We start from the raw sequence: 16160 nt of genomic DNA, 5'->3' as shown, positions 1-16160 counted from the left end.
ATCGAAAGTCCGATGCAGTTGTGGCTATATTTGCGCATAGCCATCAACCCGGTAACATCATGCTTTTTCGAAAATTCGCTGCTTTCGTACTCCTTGCCTTTACGGGCGTTTTTACCGTTTCATGCGACAAGCCAGCGGGTACGCCGCAGGAGGCCGCGGAAATGCTGACGGAAGTACAGCAATGGAAAATTGAAGAAATCGTGGTCAACGACGCGGTCACTTTCAAGGACGGTAAAATGGCGCAGCAATTTGGCGGGATTGATTTTCAGCGGTATATGGAAACTGTCCAGCTGAAAAAGGGCGGGGTATTTTCGGGCATTTTCAAAGGCGAATCAACACCGTTTTTATTGAAATGGCAGGTAACCGATCAAAATATTACAATCGGTGCGCCGGAAGGTGGCGGCAAAGGCGAATGGACGGTGCGCCCGGACGATGTCCGTAAGGATTCTTTCATCATGAAAACACAAAGCACCGCCTACGACTACCCGCGCATGACCACCATTGCCCTGAAATTCAAGGCGGACAAATAGCATTTACCTATACCAAATCACCATGAGCCAGCTCGACAAAGCTTTTGAACTTTTTGATGCCTACAACAAGCGCTCGCCCGAGCAGATCGTGTGGGAGAATGTAGCGTATCCGATCGAATACTTTTATGCGATCAAACTCCACGAGTGGGTCACAAAACTCGACCCGCAAGCCGATGAAAGCCTGCTGCTGGCCTCGCGCTGCCAGCATATCGGTCGGTGGGAGATCGCGCGTAAAAGCTATCCTGACGGCCGGGTAGGTTATCTCAAATGGCGCAGCGACCTTTCGAAATACCATGCGGGTATCGCATCCGAGATCCTGACGGAGGTCGGCTACGACGAAGAAACGATTACCCGTGTGAAGCAGATCGTCCTCAAACAACGCCTCAAAAGCGATACCGACGTACAAACGATGGAAAACGCATTGTGCCTGGTGTTTCTTCAATACCAATACGACGACCTGATCGCCAAAATGACCGAAGAAAAAATGATAGATATCCTTCGCAAAACGTGGGGTAAAATGACTACGCCCGGGCATGAAGCCGCATTATCTTTGGGGTATAGCGAGGTAGGGAAGGATTTGATTTTAAAGGCTTTGAAAGAGGATTGAGATTAATTTAAACTACCTATACACACTATGCACAATTTGTACATTATAGCAGGCTGTAACGGAGCGGGGAAGACGACTGCAAGTTATACCATCCTGCCTGAAATTCTGAATTGCAAGGAATTTGTAAACGCGGACATTATCGCCGCCGAGATTTCGCCCTCGGAGCCAGAGAAGGCAGCGTTCGAGGCTGGACGGATAATGCTGACGAAAATTAAAGAATTGATGCAACTTCGAGAAGATTTCGCATTTGAAACCACTTTGTCAACCAAAAGCTACGCTTCGCTCATTAGAGAGGCCAGAGACCTGGGTTATACCACCACTTTATTGTATTTTTGGCTATATACGCCATACGTAGCATTAGAGCGGGTGAAATATCGGGTGCGAATGGGCGGGCATTCTATTCCAGAAGAGACAATAATCAGGCGATACGAGGGAGGGCTAGCCAATTTTTTTAGAATGTATCAGCCGATTTGCGATAGTTGGATGATAATTAACAATATGAACCCCACGCCAATGGTCATTGCGGAAGGAAGCTTTGATAACGAACTTGATGTTTTTGATGAATTTCTTTGGACTAAAATTAAATCACAGTGGAAATGAAAGCAGAGATTCAAAACGCAGATCGCCTTTCAAAAAGAATCATTTTCGGTGTCAGAAAAGCAGTTCGCAAAATGATAGAAGAACGCGCTGCGATTGACGAAGTGGTAATGGTAGGCGACGGTGAAGAAGGATTTAAATACGTTCCTGCAAAAGATTTACTGGAATCTCTTAAAAACTCAGATGAGAATGCCGATAAATGATAAAAGCCGGTCAACAACACATCGACCGGCTCTTGTTTTAACACAATATCACTTCCTGGACAGCTCCTGCGCCCCGTCCAAACTCTGCGCAACCTTCACCAGCTGTACGAATTCCGAGCGGTAACCTTCCTCGTCCTTTCCGAATGCGCCTCGTGCGCGCTGGATCACGTCCGCGTAGGTAGCCTTTCCTTTGTATTCGGAGCCGCGCAACAATAGGCCGAATTCCGCGACGGCGCTCGCGAACCTTAAGTTCTCAGAACATTTTTCAAATACGACAGATCTAGCATTCACCGGGAGGTCGAAAAGCACGCTTTTTTCGCTGTCCGGCTTTTTGTAACGTACTTTCACAGTCATCATTTCATCGCTGTTGCCGGTTGCAGGGGCATTGTTTTGCTGGTATTTCAATGCATCGGTGGCACTGATGTAGGTGGTTTGGGTGCCTTTGGGCACGATTTCGTAAATGGCCGTCACGGTATGCCCTGAACCCATATCGCCCGCGTCTTTTTTGTCGTCGTTGAACTCGTCGTTCCGCAATGCGCGGTTTTCGTAGCCGATGAGTCGGTAGGCCTGTACGTGTGCGGGGTTAAATTCGATCTGGATTTTGACGTCCTTGGCAATTGTAAACAATGTCCCGCCAAATTCCTGCACAAACTCCTTTCGCGCTTCCTGAATGTTATCGATGTAGGCGTAGTTGCCGTTTCCCTTGTCGGCCAGCGTTTCCACGTGGCTGTCTTTGTAGTTACCCATTCCAAAACCCATCACGCTGAGGAAAATGCCCGCTTTACGCTTCTCCTCGATCAGCTTCTGCAATTCGGATTCATTGGAAATGCCCACATTGAAATCCCCGTCGGTGGCGAGGATCACGCGGTTGTTGCCTTTCGGCAGGAAATGCTTTTTGGCAATATCATAAGCCAGTTCAATACCTTCTCCGCCTGCCGTCGACCCGCCCGCTTCCAATTTATCGAGGGCGTCTTTGATGATCTTTTTCTCGCTTCCCGGGGTTGGAGGCAATACTAACCCCGCCGAGCCGGCATAGGCGACGAGCGCTATTTTGTCTTCCGAACGAAGTTGGTCCACGAGCAGTTTGAATGCCTGTTTGAGCAACGGGAGCTTGTTGGCCTCATTCATCGAACCGGAAACATCGATGAGGAAAACGAGATTGGAAGCAGGCAGGTTCTCGGTCGAAACGGTTTTGGCCTGTAAGCCGATGTGTACCAGTTTCAAACCGGGATTCCAGGGTGAATCGGTGGTTTCGGCGGCAATCGCCAGTGGGTGCTCACCGGAAGGTTGCGGGTAATCGTAGTCAAAGTAGTTGATCATTTCCTCGATCCGCACAGCATCCTCAGGCGGCATCTGGCCATTATTCAGAAATCGACGCACATTACTGTATGCCGCGCGGTCGACATCGACGGAGAATGTGGTCACAGGCTGCTGACTAACCGACAGGAAGCCGTTTTCATTGATCGGCTTGTAGCTTTCGGCGGGAACGGACATTTGCATCACCGCGCCATGAAAAGAGGCCGGAGTCGAAGCCACGGAATGAGATCTGTCCATCTTTCTCATTGGCATCGGCTGGCCGCTAATCAGCACTTCATTCAGCGTTTGTGCCTTTGGGATAAGGACAATTTTCAAAACCGAATCGGAGGTGATCGGCGCCGTCAGGTTTTGGTAACCCGCCTTTTTGAATACCAACGTCCTCGCTAGTTTCGGCACGCCAAGCGAAAAATACCCGGATTGGTCGGTGACGGTGGTGGCGCCGCCGCCTTGCAGGGAAACAGTCACGCCGGCGAGTGGCGCATTGGCGGCGTCGGTAACGGTGCCGCGGATTTGTCGCTCGGGCAGGAATGCAAATGCACTCAAAATCATGGCTAATAGAATGGTCACTCTGGCTTTCATGGTTTCCTGATTTAGTTATTTACCCGCTGGATGCGCGCCGCCTGCTCATTCCATAAAAGTTTTTAAATTTTTTTTGTGGAATTTTGATTAAACCGCATCCAGTGGTCAGAAAGCTGGAACACATTTCCACTAGCGCACGTGAAGTTTTTGAAACTGTTTCATTTTAAGGACCATAAGCCGGTGTCAGAGGCCGATCAGCTCGCTGCGTACCGGCGTTCGGGCGACGTCGCTGTGCTGGGCGCCTTGTATGCACCTTATATGGATATGGTATTCGGCGTCAGTTTTCAGTACCTGAGGAATGAGGAAGACAGCAAGGATGCGGTCATGCAGATTTTCGAAAAACTCATTATCGATTTAAAGCAGCACGAGGTCTCGAACCTCAAAAGCTGGCTGCACAGCGTCGCACGGAACCACTGTTTAATGAAGCTCCGCTCAGCGCGGACGTTGGCGGGTTTCGAAGTGATCGAGGACGTGGAACACGAATTGCATTTGGCAACGCAGCCGGAAGACAATCCTCTGCACCTTGACGGGCGGCTCGATGCGTTGGACGAATGCATGCAAAAGCTCACGTATGAGCAACGGGTCAGCATCGAGCTGTTTTATATGCAGGACAAATGCTACCGCGACATCGCCGGGGCGACCGGTTTTGACATGAGCAAAGTGAAAAGTTATATCCAGAATGGGAAGCGAAACCTGAAAATCTGCGTCGAAGGCCATGGCAGCTACTAACGATCTCATCCCCGATTTCGAAGATTTCGAACGCTATTACGGTGGGCAGATGCCGGCCGAAGAGCAGCGTGCGCTCGAAGGACGTATGCTCGATGAGCCCCTGGTGGCCGATGCCTACGAAGGTTTTCTCGCGTGGCGGGTTGCGCATTCGGATGCGGCGAGTGTGCGTGCGGACCTGCGCGACCGCCTGAATGAGCGCGTCGCGCGGGAAAGGAAGCCTGCATTGCCATTGTGGGCGTATGCCTCGGCGGCGTCGGTACTGCTGGTGTTGTTCGCGTATTGGACGTTTTTTCTGCGCGCTAATCAACCCGTAGTGCAAAATACGACTCCTATTTCCCGGACTGAGACGGCGAAACCGGCCGAGGCTCCCTTGGCGGAACCTGTTCAGGCTGATGATAAAGTTGCGGAAACTTCCCAACCTGCCGTTCCACAACCTTCGAAAGCACCATTATCAGCCAATCCGAAACCGGCGGGGAGTGCAACGGGTCGCGAAGATGCCGCAAGCGAAGCGGTACAGAACCCTGAATTTTTATGGAAACCCAATGCAGCGACGGCTGTCGCCGGGGCCGAAATAAATCAGGATCAGGTCACTGTTCCATCGGAAAACCCGGAGGTAGCACCGGCGACGCCATCGCAACCCGCTCCTGATAACACGCTTGTGGCACCCGAAGCATTGCATGCAGTAGGTAAATCGGTAGCCGCGAGGTCGAAGGTGGCGCCTTCGAAACCGTCCCTCGTGTCCCAAAAGGCGGCCGATACCGTTCCGGGTGGTCCGGGAGAAATGCTTAGCGAGGTCGTCGTCGTCGGAGCAACCACCCAATCAAAGAAATCAGCTTCCGCGTATTCTTTGGAGCCCGACCGCCCCGCGCCGGTGCCAGCGTCGGGGTGGGGGGCATATCGCGCCTATCTGGACAAAAACACCGATTCTTCGGCCGTAACAGGTCAAATAACAGTTACATTTATTGTTAATGCTACGGGTGCATTGTCGGGCTTTATTGCCCGGGGCCCGGAGGAACTTCAAAAGGAGGCGATCCGCATTATCAGCGTCGGACCCGCCTGGGCGCCCGCCCGTACGAAAGGGATGCCGGTGGCGGCCCCTGCCGAAATCCAGCTACAATTTCGTCAGGCTCAATAATACAGTCCAAATCAGATGGTTACCTGGTTACTTGTAGAAGTAATTTTAAAATATTTCCAAAATTGGCCGGTTATTTTTTGCGATCTAGGCCGCAGTATTTAATTTTACTACAAGCTCTTAACTACTCATCTCTTGATTTTTTACCAAATCTGAATTTGTAATTTTCTCTCCATAGTCGCTTGACGGCCATTTCCAGTCCCGGTACGAAGCGATGCACAGGCGAAATCTGCAATTTTCTGGCTTAAATTTTGTTATGGCAAGTATTATTACTAATTCTACGAAATAATTGTCTGCCAATTTTTACAGTTCAATACCGAATATTTGCCCACTTATACTCAACCTATGGACAATAGAAAGAATCTGTTGATTATAGACGACGAACCCAGCATTACTAAAATACTGGAACATTTTCTTAAGAAGGATTTCAACGTGGTGATCAAGAGCGACGGATCGGAGGGAATGCTCTGGCTCGAAGACGGTAATCAGGCCGATCTTATCATTGCCGACCTTCATATGCCCAATCTGAGCGGCAAGGAGTTCCTGAAAGTAGCGAAGGCCAGCAACCTGTATTCGGAGATACCCATTATCATCCTTTCGGGTTCCGACGAAAGCAGCGAGCGTATCCAGTGCCTTAACCTCGGGGCCGACGATTTTATGGTCAAGCCATTCAACCCGATGGAGGTACACGCGAAGATCAACGCCGTTTTGCGGCGCAGTAAACGCTTCTCTTAAACGACGACAATATCATGGAACTGGCCGGCACAACGACAGAAACAGTAACGGCAGGCAAGACCTACGTTGCCCAATTCAGGGTTATTTATGTCCATCATAATTTCCAGGAATACCTCCGGTTTACCGAGCGCTTCTCCGAATATGTGCAAGTAGAGTATTTCGATACGCCCGCCGGTGCCCTGGAAGCATTGAAGGAAAACTATCCTGCGGATGTGATCGTTGCGCACGACGGAAGCGGGGGCGTGGAACTGCTCGACACGATCAGGAACAGCGCCGGTTTCGGGAATATACCTTTCGTATTGCTGGTCGACAGGCTCTCCCGCCACGCGATCGACGTGGCGCGGGAAAGGCGTGCCGATGATGTTTTTTCTGTGAATTTCGACGACGGCGACCTCATTACCCGCATTAAATACTTCAAAAAGCGGCAGTGGTATGTGGCCAATAAAGCGTCACAAAAAATCGGTTCGCAGGGGCATAAGACACCGTTCTGGAAACGGGCGATCGACGTGATCACGACCGGTACCGCGGTGATCCTGCTGTTGCCGGTGTTCATTATCGTGGCGATCCTGATCAAGCTCGACTCGAAAGGGCCGGTTTTTTACAAATCCAAAAGGGTAGGGAGCGGGTACAAGATTTTCGACCTGTACAAATTCAGGACGATGCGGACCGATGCCGATCAACTGATCCGTAAAATGGCCGCATTGAATATGTATTCCAAAGCCGAGCCTGCCGCCCAGATCGAAACACAGGGCCTTTGCGACGACTGTCTTGCCGGAAATCAATGCAAAAGCCTACTTTTCCATGACGGTAAAGAGATTTGCGAAAAGCTTTATCAGTTCCAGAAAGACCAGAAGGCTGCATTCATGAAATTTCAGAATGACCCGCGCATTACACGCCTGGGAAGTTTTTTGAGGAATTCCAGTATCGACGAGCTGCCGCAGCTGATCAATATCCTCAAAGGCGATATGTCGCTGGTAGGCAACCGCCCGCTGCCTTTGTATGAAGCCGAAAAAATGACTACTGACGATAAAATCCTGCGTTTTGCGGGTCCTGCCGGCCTTACCGGCCTGTGGCAGGTGACCAAACGCGGCAAGGGCAAGTCGGATATGACCGAGGAGGAGCGTACGCAACTCGATATTACCTATGCCCGGGATTTTTCATTTAAAATGGATATGGAGATCATCCTGAAAACATTCCCCGCACTGTTGCAGTCGGAGAATGTCTGACGGAAGCAAATGTATGTCAGGACGCTTTCACCCACTCTTTGTATTCGGGATCGTATTTTTTGATAACACGTGCGGGATTTCCCACAGCTACCGAATAGGGCGGGATGTTCTTGGTGACAACGGCCCCGGCAGCCACAACAGAATGCCGGCCAATGGTGACGCCCGCGGTCACTACGGCATTGGCACCGATCCAGCATTCGTCTTCGATGAAAATGGGTGCGACGCTTACGCCTTGCTTATGAATCGGTTGACTAATGTCCTGATAATCATGGTTCAGGCCGCTGGCGACAATATGCTGCGCCAGGATCACATCGTTACCGATCGTAACCGGGCCGATAATGACATTTCCCAGGCCGACGAGCGAGTTGGCGCCAATACTCACTGCCCCCACGCCATTATTGATTGTACTGAAATCCTCGATCATCGAATTATCGCCGATCGAAAAGGGATTGAAAGGCAGCACGTCCATCCGTACCCACCGGCGGATGATCACATTCTTGCCTCTTTGATGAAAGAAACGGTTCAAGAATACCCGGACCCAGAGCCTCGGACGCGCCTGATTAGTGGGTATCAACATCCAGTGGACAAATTTTTTCAGTCCCGGACTGTTCCGGATTTGGTCGGATAACGACATTTTGCCTAGATTAGTGAGATGTAGTAATATTTTTACCAAAAGTATTTCGTAATGCCGCAAAGTCAAGCGAAACAGATTTTAAATAAATATTTTACCCTGATATGCCGATAAAACAAGTTGCTTTTGGGCTCCTGCTTTTTTTGACGATCCAAAGCGCCCGTGCCCAGGAATCTTTGAGCAAAGACGTAGACTACGCGTACCTGGATAAGCTGATTGCCGTTTGCAAGGCCAATTATCCCAAAATCAAGATGTACCAGGCGCATATCAACGCCGCGGAGACGGGTGTAAAAAAAGCGAAGCTCTCGTATTTCGATATTTTCAATTTCTCCTACCTGTACGTTCCTAAAAACGACCGTGCTACTCCTGTATCGGCTTCATTTCCATTTACTTATCAGTTTGGTTTTTTCGTCAACATCGGCGCCATCCTGCAAAAGCCCGCGATGGTAAAGCAGGCAAAAAGCGAACTCTCATCGGCGGAGTACGATAAGCAGTCGTTCGACCTGAGTATGGAAGCGGAGGTCAAGAAAAGGTATTTCACTTATATCCAGAAAAAGGCAGTGTACCGCGTGCGCTCGAATGCTTCTTTGGACGTAGAGAGCATGCTCGAAAATGTCAAAAAGCGCTTTGAGACGGGTCAGGAGACTTTGGAGAAATATAACCAGATGCTCATCATGCAAACCGATCATGCGCAGAACCTGCTGAATACCGAAAGCGAGGTTTTGATTGCGAAAAGCAGTCTGGAAGAATTGTTGGGACAAAAATTGGAAGATATCAAATGACGGAGGTTGTACAGTTTCTAAAATTACTGCAGAGGAATAAGATCACCCTCATTCTGGTCCCGCTGATCACCGTTATTGTCTGCTATTTCCTTGTCCGGCGGCTACCGGATACGTACGAGTCGCATGCGCGCATCGCGACCGGGCTCGTGGACAAGACCGATCAGGTAGTAACCCGCGCCAAAGACGAGCAAGACCAGCAGATCGCACGCAAGTTTGAAAGCCTGATCCAGGTCATGCGCCTGAAACGGACACTCGATCAGGTCTCTTACCGGTTGATTTTGAATGATTTGAAAGGCTTGAAGGACTCGACCTGGCGTGAGCCCGTGCGTGCACTGGAAGAAATGAACAAGGGGGATAGAGCGAAAGCCATAACGCTCATTACCAGGAAATACCAGAAGCGCGAGGAGCTCTTTTTGTGGAAACCCGACGAGAAAAAGCTCAACGATATCATCGTGGAAATGGGCTACGGCGCCAATACCCTGCGGGACAAGCTCGTCATTTACCGCACCGGTGTGGGCGACTATATCGACATTGAATTCGAAGCGGAGCATGCCGATTTATCGGCCTATGTGATCAATACCCTCGCGCAGGAGTTTATCGCGGACAACTCGTCGCGGGTGGTGGGGAATAACAAGAAGACGATCGACTTTCTGCAAAGTTTCATGCAGCAGAAGCTCAATGCGCTGAACGAGCGGATGAACACGCTGAAAAATTTCAAAATACAAAACCGGGTACTGAACCTGAACGAGCAGGCGAAAAGCATTTACGGGCAAATGGCCGATTTTGAAACCCGCCGCCAGATCGCCCAGAAGGACATTATCGCCTACACGGCCGCCATCGGGAATATCGACAGCCGCTTCAACCCGACCGAACGCAAGTATTTCGAAAGCGCATTGACCGACATTAACCAGAAAATCATCGCGACCAAGAGTAACCTGAAAGCCCTGAACGAACGCTACATCCTGAGCAATTTCGATAACCGCATCAAGTTCAGCGTCGACTCGCTGCGGAGCAGGCTTTCGGAGGAAATCAACGAAGCTACCGACAAATATGCCTACAACCCGATGGTGGTGAAGCAGGACCTGGTAACCCAGAAACTGAGCATGGAAATATCGCTGGAACTGGCCAGAAACAGTGTGGCATCGATCCAGGGCGAGCTCGACCGCCTGAATCGTAAGTTCGACGGACTGGTACCGAACGAGGCGAAGATCCAGGAGTACGAAACCTCGATCGACATCGCCAGCAAGGAATATATCGAAGCATTGCAGCGCTACAACGAAGCCAGCCTGGAATTCAGCTTTCCCGTGTACCTGCGCCTGATCGAGCGCGCGATGCCGGGCGAGGTGCAGGCGTCGAAGAAAATGGTGCTCGTGATCCTCTCCGGGGTGATCAGCTTCACGTTCTGCGTATTTGTGTTTTTCATCCTTTACTACCTCGACAAATCGATCCGCTACCCGCTGCAATTGGCCAATGAAACGGGCAAACCGGTCTTAGGCTATTTAAATGCATTGGATAAGGATTCGAACCTGAGCCTTTCGGGGATGAATGCTTCGGACGACAAGGCAGTTCGGCTTTACAAGAATCTTGTGCGGTCTATCCGCTATGAGTTGGACAATGAAATGAGCGATCCGAAGATCATTGCCGTGACCAGTCTCGGTTATGGGGTCGGTAAGACGCCGTTCGTGATCGCATTGGCCTGGGCATTCTCGAAGATCAACAAAACAGTGCTCATTATCGATGGCAACTTCGCGCAGCCGGATATTTCCAAGCTGAACCCCGAGAGCACACCATTTGAAAACTTTGTCAAATCCAATAACCTGCCGGAGGCGACACCGGGCCAGATCACTATCCTCGGTGCCAAAACAGGCGATATTTCAGTGCTCGAACTGGCCGACGAAAAGGTAATAGGCGAGCGTTTGCAGGCATTGAAAGCGCGTTTCGACATTATCCTGATCGAAACCGACTCGTTACGCGCGATGAACCGCGCCAAGGAATGGATCACATTCTCCGACCTGGTGGTGGCCGTCTTCGCGGCGGGTCGTTCCATCGGCTCGGAAGATCAATCCAAAATACAGTACCTCAACGGTTTGAACGGGAAATTTGCGGGCTGGGTGCTTACCAACACCGAAAGCATTCCCGAACAGGCCGGAAAAGTGGCTAAACCGGTGGAAGTATGAAATTCCTGGAATGGATAGGGCTGGCGATTCAGGCGGTGATCGGGTATAACCTCGTATTTCCCGTGTTTCTGCTGCTGATTTATGGTTTGAGAAAGGCGATAACTTCACATCGGCCGACGACCGACAGCACGCTGCCCGATTACGGCATTATCGTCACGGCCTACGAGTATACCGCCCAATTACCGGCGGTGGTAGGCTCATTGCTGCAACTGAATTACGAGCGCTATCATATTTACGTCGTGGCCGATAAATGCGACATCAGCAACCTGCATTTCCCTGCGGACAAAGTTGCATTGCTGCGTCCGGAGCAGGTGTTGGGCAGTAATACCCGTTCGCACTTCTATGCGATCCGCCGGTTCATCCGCCCGCATACGCACCTGACGATCATCGACAGCGATAACCTCACCGATCCCGACTATTTGAATGCGCTGAATGTGTATTTCAGCCAGGGATATGAAGCCGTGCAGGGCGTGCGGGAGGCTAAAAACCTGGATAGTACCTACGCCTGCCTCGATGCGGCCCGCGACATTTACTATCATTTTTACGACGGCAAAGTACTGTTCGGCGCCGGCTCGTCGGCTACGCTGGCTGGTTCGGGGATGGCATTTACGAGCGCATTGTACGAAAAAGTACTCGGGCACTTGGATGTAACCGGTGCCGGGTTCGATAAAGTGCTTCAAGAGGGCATCGTAAGCCGCGGTTACCGCATTGCATTTGCGGAAAAGGCCATTGTTTACGATGAAAAGACCACAGGCTCCGACCAGTTGGTAAAGCAGCGCGCCCGCTGGATTAATACCTGGTTCAAATACTTTGGGTACGGATTTAAAATTCTGTTTAAAGGCATTACCCGTTTCAGCCTTAATCAAATCCTTTTTGGGCTGGTATTGCTGAGGCCGCCTTTGTTCATATTCCTGCTTCTGTCGGTGTTTTTTATGCTGATCAATCTGCTAATCGCGCCGGTTTTGTCGCTGGTGTGGCTGGTTGGGCTGGTGGTGTTCGTACTCGGGTTTTATATTTCGCTGAGAAGCTCGCCGACCGATCCGAAGATTTACCAATCGCTGGTGAATATCCCCAAATTCATGTTCTACCAGCTTACCGCATTGCTGAATGCGCGCCGGGCGAACAAGATTTCGGTGGCGACACGCCAGGAAAACAAAACGCAGGGTTAATGCTAGGTTACTATGAAAATTTACCCGGATAAAAAGGTCAGCGAGCAGAAACGGGGCCTCAACGAGCTCTCGCCGATGCAGCAAAAGATACGTCAGGCGGCATTGCTGCTGGCGTTGGTGAGCGTATTTATCTGGTTTTTTAAAATACTGTTCTTTTAGTGAAAGACATTCAGATCCATATTCCCGGAAAGAGCAGCGAGGGGTTGAGCCGCGTCGAAAAACTGCGCGCGCTCTTCGACCGTAAACTGACGGGGCTGATCATCCTGCTGCTGATTTCGATTGCATTCGGGGCACTGATCGCCTACCAGGGTATCCTTGCGGGAGCGGGCATTCTGGGGCTGATGTTCGGGCCGCCGGTGGTGTATTGCATCGTCGCGTTTCCGGAATTCGGGATTACTGTGCTGCTCATGCTCGCTTACCTGCTGTTTTTTGTGGGCCGTCTGGGGATTAACTTTCCGCTTGGAACGGTGATGGACGGCATTCAGGGACTTTTGATATTGGGTTTCTTCATTCAACAGAAACACCGTCCCAACTGGAAGGTGTTCAAAGGGCCGATCAGCGTGATGATCCTGATATGGATCGTTTACAACCTCATCCAGGTCGCTAACCCGTCCGCCGAATCGCGGCTCGCGTGGGTGTACACGATCCGCGCGGTGGCGGTCGTGATGCTGACGTACTTCGTGTTCATGTACCAGATCCGTACCATTCAGTACCTGCGGTTTTTGCTCAAACTCTGGCTCGGACTGGCCCTTTTTGCCGCATTGTACGCTTACAAGCAGGAATACATCGGCTTCTCCGGGGCCGAGCAGGCCTGGCTCGACTCGGAAGGCGTGGCCGATCTGCTTTTCATCGCCGGTCACTGGCGCAAGTTCTCGATCTTTTCCGATCCCGTCGCATTCTCCTACAACATGGTGGTGAGCAGCATTATCTGTATCGCATTGCTGACGTTCGTGAAAAAGAACTGGCAGAAAATAGTGCTCGCAGTAATGATCGCATTGTTCTTCTCGTCCATGCTTTTCTCGGGTACGCGGGGCGCGTACGTGCTCATACCCGCGGCGATGGTGCTGTTTGTGATTTTGAGGATCAACCGGCAGGTGCTCATCTTTTCGGGCATTGCGGCGGTTTTTTTTGTGTTCCTGATTTTTGTCCCCACCACCAATTCCAACATCGTACGCTTCCAGACGGCCTTCAAGCCGAACGACGATATTTCTTTTCAGGCGCGTAAAAACAATCAGAAACGCATTCAACCCTACATTCTAACGCACCCGATCGGGGGCGGGCTCGGGGCTACGGGCGCTTGGGGGCAGCGGTTTGCACCCCAGTCATATCTCGCGAATTTCCCACCGGACAGCGGGTACGTCCGCATTGCGGTGGAGCTCGGTTGGGTAGGTTTGTTCCTGTTCTGTTTGCTGATGTTTTTTATTTTGAAAGAAGGCATCAACAACTATTTCCTGATCAAAAACCCGGAACTGAAAACCTACTGCCTGGCGATGCTGTTGGTGGTGTTCGCCTATAACGTCGGTAATTATCCGCAGGAAGCGCTGGTGCAGTTTCCTTCCAATATCTATTTCTACCTCGCGGCGGCGATCATCAATATTACCCGCATCCTCGACGAGCGGGAGCAGAAAGCAAAGCTTACCGTATGAAAATCGCTCATCTGATACTGGCGCACGCGGCACCGGCCCAACTGACGAAGCTGATCGGCGCGTTGGAAGATGAGCACGCCTGGTTTTTCGTGCATCTCGATAAGAAGGCCGATCTGAATGCATTCTCTTTCCTCCAAAATCGAAAACGAATAACGCTCGTGCCCGACCGCGTAGATGTAGGCTGGGGCGCGTACAGCATTGTGGAAGCGACGCTCCGTGGTTTCAGGTCGATAGTGAAATCGGGTATTGATTTTGACTATGTAAACCTCCTCAGCGGGGCCGATTATCCATTGCAGTCGCCATCGGAAACCCATGATTTTTTCGCCATGAATGCAGGGAAGAACTTCATGGAGTACTATTCTGTCCATAGCGAATGGACTGAGGCGATCCCGAGACTGACTGAATATCACCTTACTAACTATAATTTCCCGGGAAGACATCTGGTGCAAAAATGGCTGAACAGGCTGCTCCCCGCGCGGACAATGCCCGACGGACTGGAACCGGTAGGACGGTCGCAATGGATGAGTCTGACCTTGGATGCGGTGCGCTATTTGCTGGATTATCTGGACAGTCATCCTGCGGTTGTGAGGTATTTCAAGCTCACGTGGGCACCTGACGAGATTATATTTCAAACTATTTTGTATAATTCCCCATTCCGAACCTCACTCGTGAACGATAATTTGAGGTATATTGACTGGTCGAAAGGCGAAGCGAGCCCGAAAGTGCTCACGGAAGAGGATCTGGACCGGATGCTGACGTCGGGGAAACTATTTGCCCGCAAAATCGATCTCGCACGGTTTCCGGCGGTGATCGCGAAGCTCGACAGGAAAATTCAGGACCATCACTATAAGTAACCGAATCTCAACGAGGGTGGGGAATGTTTGAACCCACGCACTAGCCACTGCAATATGGATATTGTCATTACGGGACAACAGGCCTGGGATGTAGAAATCGGGAGTAACTGCAAGAACATTGCCCTGGAATTCAGCAGGAATCACAGGGTATTGTACGTCAATTCCCCTCTCGATCGCATCAGCCTGCTCAAAAATGGCGACGACCCAAAAATTGCGAAACGCCGGAAGGTAGTTTACGGCAAGGCTGACGGCCTGGAAGAAGTACAACAAAACCTTTGGGTGCTGTACCCCGACAAGATGATCGAGTCGATCAATTGGCTGCCTGAAATGCTTTTTGATATACTGAATAAAAGGAATAACCAGCTCTTCGCGGGATCGATTGCCCGTGCTGCGAAGCGGCTCGGCTTTACGGACTACATTCATTTCAACGACAATGATATGTTCCGGAGCTTTTTCCTGAAAGACCTGCTCAAACCGCGCCTGTCGATTTACTACTCGCGCGACTACATGCTGGCGGTGGATTACTGGCGGAAACACGGCGCACGCCTTGAACCCGACCTGATCGCCAAAAGCGACCTCTGCGTAGCCAATTCGACTTACCTGGCCAACTATTGCGCCAAATATAACCGGCATTCGTTTTACGTGGGCCAGGGCTGCGACCTCGATATTTTCATGGCCGGAAATCAGGCCCCCGAGCCTGCGGACATCAGCGCGATCGCCCGCCCGCGTATCGGGTACGTGGGCGCGCTGCAAAGCATCCGGCTCGACATGGAGCTGCTGGAATACATTGCACAGCAACGCCCCGACTGGAATATCGTGCTCGTGGGCCCGGAAGACAACGAGTTTCTCCAAAGCAGCCTGCACAAGCTACCTAATGTGACTTTCACCGGCTCCCGCAATATCAGCGACCTGCCGGCGTACATCAATGCATTCGACGTGTGCGTGAACCCGCAGTTGCTCAACGAGGTAACGATCGGTAACTATCCTCGCAAAATCGACGAATACCTGGCCGTTGGGAAACCGGTGGTCGCCACCGCTACCGACGCCATGAGCGTATTCGCCGAGCATGTGTATCTCGGCAAGGGGAATGAAGATTACGTCAGGCTGATCGACCTTGCGCTGACCGAAAATTCGGCGGCGCGCACCGAAGCCCGGCGCACGTTCGCCAGCTCGCACACGTGGGAAAATAGCGTGGGGGAGATTTACAGAGCCATCGCCCAGGCCGGTGCCGACCTGTGATGGCCCT

The 16160-nt window shown here is 51.2% G+C and carries 17 protein-coding genes; 15 read left to right on the top strand and 2 right to left on the bottom strand.

Going from position 1 to position 16160, the window contains the following annotated elements; translation table 11 throughout:
- Positions 1 to 59 precede the first annotated feature (59 nt).
- From BMW93_RS33415 to BMW93_RS33400, 4 genes are read left to right on the top strand one after another with little or no spacing between them, the layout of a single operon-like run.
- A complete protein-coding gene (locus BMW93_RS33415) occupies positions 60 to 530 on the top strand; it encodes a hypothetical protein (protein WP_090386885.1) in 471 nt (156 codons plus the stop codon).
- A gap of 22 nt (positions 531 to 552) precedes the next feature.
- Positions 553 to 1137 (top strand): DUF4202 domain-containing protein, encoded by a 585-nt coding sequence (locus BMW93_RS33410; RefSeq protein WP_090386883.1) that lies wholly within the window; start codon positions 553 to 555, stop codon positions 1135 to 1137.
- 27 nt (positions 1138 to 1164) lie between these two features.
- Complete coding sequence (locus BMW93_RS33405) at positions 1165 to 1737, top strand: zeta toxin family protein (RefSeq protein ID WP_090386882.1); 573 nt, start codon at positions 1165 to 1167, stop codon at positions 1735 to 1737.
- Entirely contained in the window at positions 1734 to 1937 is a 204-nt protein-coding gene (locus BMW93_RS33400) for a hypothetical protein (protein ID WP_090386880.1), read from the top strand. The genes BMW93_RS33405 and BMW93_RS33400 overlap by 4 nt, the downstream gene beginning before the upstream one ends.
- Before the next feature lie 48 nt (positions 1938 to 1985).
- On the opposite strand, the gene BMW93_RS33395 is transcribed toward BMW93_RS33400, so the two are convergent.
- Positions 1986 to 3833: a VWA domain-containing protein gene (locus tag BMW93_RS33395; RefSeq protein ID WP_090386878.1), complete on the bottom strand. Its 1848-nt coding sequence runs from the start codon at positions 3831 to 3833 to the stop codon at positions 1986 to 1988.
- A 138-nt stretch (positions 3834 to 3971) separates the two neighbouring features.
- Here BMW93_RS33395 and BMW93_RS33390 point away from each other — a divergent pair, with 138 nt between their 5' ends.
- The 4 genes from BMW93_RS33390 to BMW93_RS33375 all read left to right on the top strand — a co-directional run bounded on the left by BMW93_RS33390 (position 3972) and on the right by BMW93_RS33375 (position 7655).
- Complete coding sequence (locus BMW93_RS33390; RefSeq protein WP_090386874.1) at positions 3972 to 4562, top strand: RNA polymerase sigma factor; 591 nt, start codon at positions 3972 to 3974, stop codon at positions 4560 to 4562.
- The gene (locus BMW93_RS33385; RefSeq protein ID WP_090386873.1) at positions 4549 to 5697 is read left to right on the top strand and encodes a hypothetical protein; all 1149 of its coding nucleotides are present in this window, start codon (positions 4549 to 4551) and stop codon (positions 5695 to 5697) included. The genes BMW93_RS33390 and BMW93_RS33385 overlap by 14 nt, the downstream gene beginning before the upstream one ends.
- A 342-nt stretch (positions 5698 to 6039) precedes the next feature.
- A complete protein-coding gene (locus tag BMW93_RS33380) occupies positions 6040 to 6429 on the top strand; it encodes a response regulator transcription factor (RefSeq protein WP_090146739.1) in 390 nt (129 codons plus the stop codon).
- Between the two features lie 14 nt (positions 6430 to 6443).
- Positions 6444 to 7655: a sugar transferase gene (locus BMW93_RS33375; RefSeq protein ID WP_090386871.1), complete on the top strand. Its 1212-nt coding sequence runs from the start codon at positions 6444 to 6446 to the stop codon at positions 7653 to 7655.
- Positions 7656 to 7671: 16 nt separating this feature from the next.
- On the opposite strand, the gene BMW93_RS33370 is transcribed toward BMW93_RS33375, so the two are convergent.
- Positions 7672 to 8289, bottom strand: a complete 618-nt coding sequence (locus BMW93_RS33370) for a DapH/DapD/GlmU-related protein (RefSeq protein ID WP_090386869.1) — start codon at positions 8287 to 8289, stop codon at positions 7672 to 7674.
- Between the two features lie 101 nt (positions 8290 to 8390).
- Here BMW93_RS33370 and BMW93_RS33365 point away from each other — a divergent pair, with 101 nt between their 5' ends.
- From BMW93_RS33365 to BMW93_RS33340, 7 genes are read left to right on the top strand one after another with little or no spacing between them, the layout of a single operon-like run.
- A complete protein-coding gene (locus BMW93_RS33365; protein ID WP_090386867.1) occupies positions 8391 to 9068 on the top strand; it encodes a TolC family protein in 678 nt (225 codons plus the stop codon).
- Positions 9065 to 11245, top strand: coding sequence for an exopolysaccharide transport family protein (locus tag BMW93_RS33360; RefSeq protein ID WP_090386865.1), 2181 nt, complete (start codon positions 9065 to 9067; stop codon positions 11243 to 11245). The genes BMW93_RS33365 and BMW93_RS33360 overlap by 4 nt, the downstream gene beginning before the upstream one ends.
- Complete coding sequence (locus BMW93_RS33355) at positions 11242 to 12414, top strand: glycosyltransferase (RefSeq protein ID WP_090386863.1); 1173 nt, start codon at positions 11242 to 11244, stop codon at positions 12412 to 12414. The genes BMW93_RS33360 and BMW93_RS33355 overlap by 4 nt, the downstream gene beginning before the upstream one ends.
- Positions 12415 to 12426: 12 nt before the next feature.
- A complete protein-coding gene (locus BMW93_RS35635; protein ID WP_177194274.1) occupies positions 12427 to 12573 on the top strand; it encodes a hypothetical protein in 147 nt (48 codons plus the stop codon).
- Positions 12573 to 14060, top strand: a complete 1488-nt coding sequence (locus BMW93_RS33350) for an O-antigen ligase (RefSeq protein ID WP_090386861.1) — start codon at positions 12573 to 12575, stop codon at positions 14058 to 14060. Before BMW93_RS35635 ends, BMW93_RS33350 begins: the two co-directional genes overlap by 1 nt.
- Positions 14057 to 14914 carry a beta-1,6-N-acetylglucosaminyltransferase gene (locus BMW93_RS33345; protein WP_090386859.1) on the top strand — a complete coding sequence of 286 codons (858 nt, stop codon included), beginning with the start codon at positions 14057 to 14059 and terminating at the stop codon, positions 14912 to 14914. Before BMW93_RS33350 ends, BMW93_RS33345 begins: the two co-directional genes overlap by 4 nt.
- A gap of 54 nt (positions 14915 to 14968) precedes the next feature.
- On the top strand, positions 14969 to 16153 hold the full coding sequence (locus tag BMW93_RS33340; RefSeq protein WP_090386857.1) for a glycosyltransferase: 1185 nt from the start codon (positions 14969 to 14971) through the stop codon (positions 16151 to 16153).
- Positions 16154 to 16160 lie beyond the last annotated feature (7 nt).

It is taken from the genome of Dyadobacter sp. SG02 (assembly GCF_900109045.1).
Classification (GTDB): Bacteria; Bacteroidota; Bacteroidia; order Cytophagales; family Spirosomataceae; genus Dyadobacter.
The sequence above is the reverse complement of the archived record's forward strand: the minus strand, read 5'-3'. Positions and strand labels throughout refer to the sequence as shown.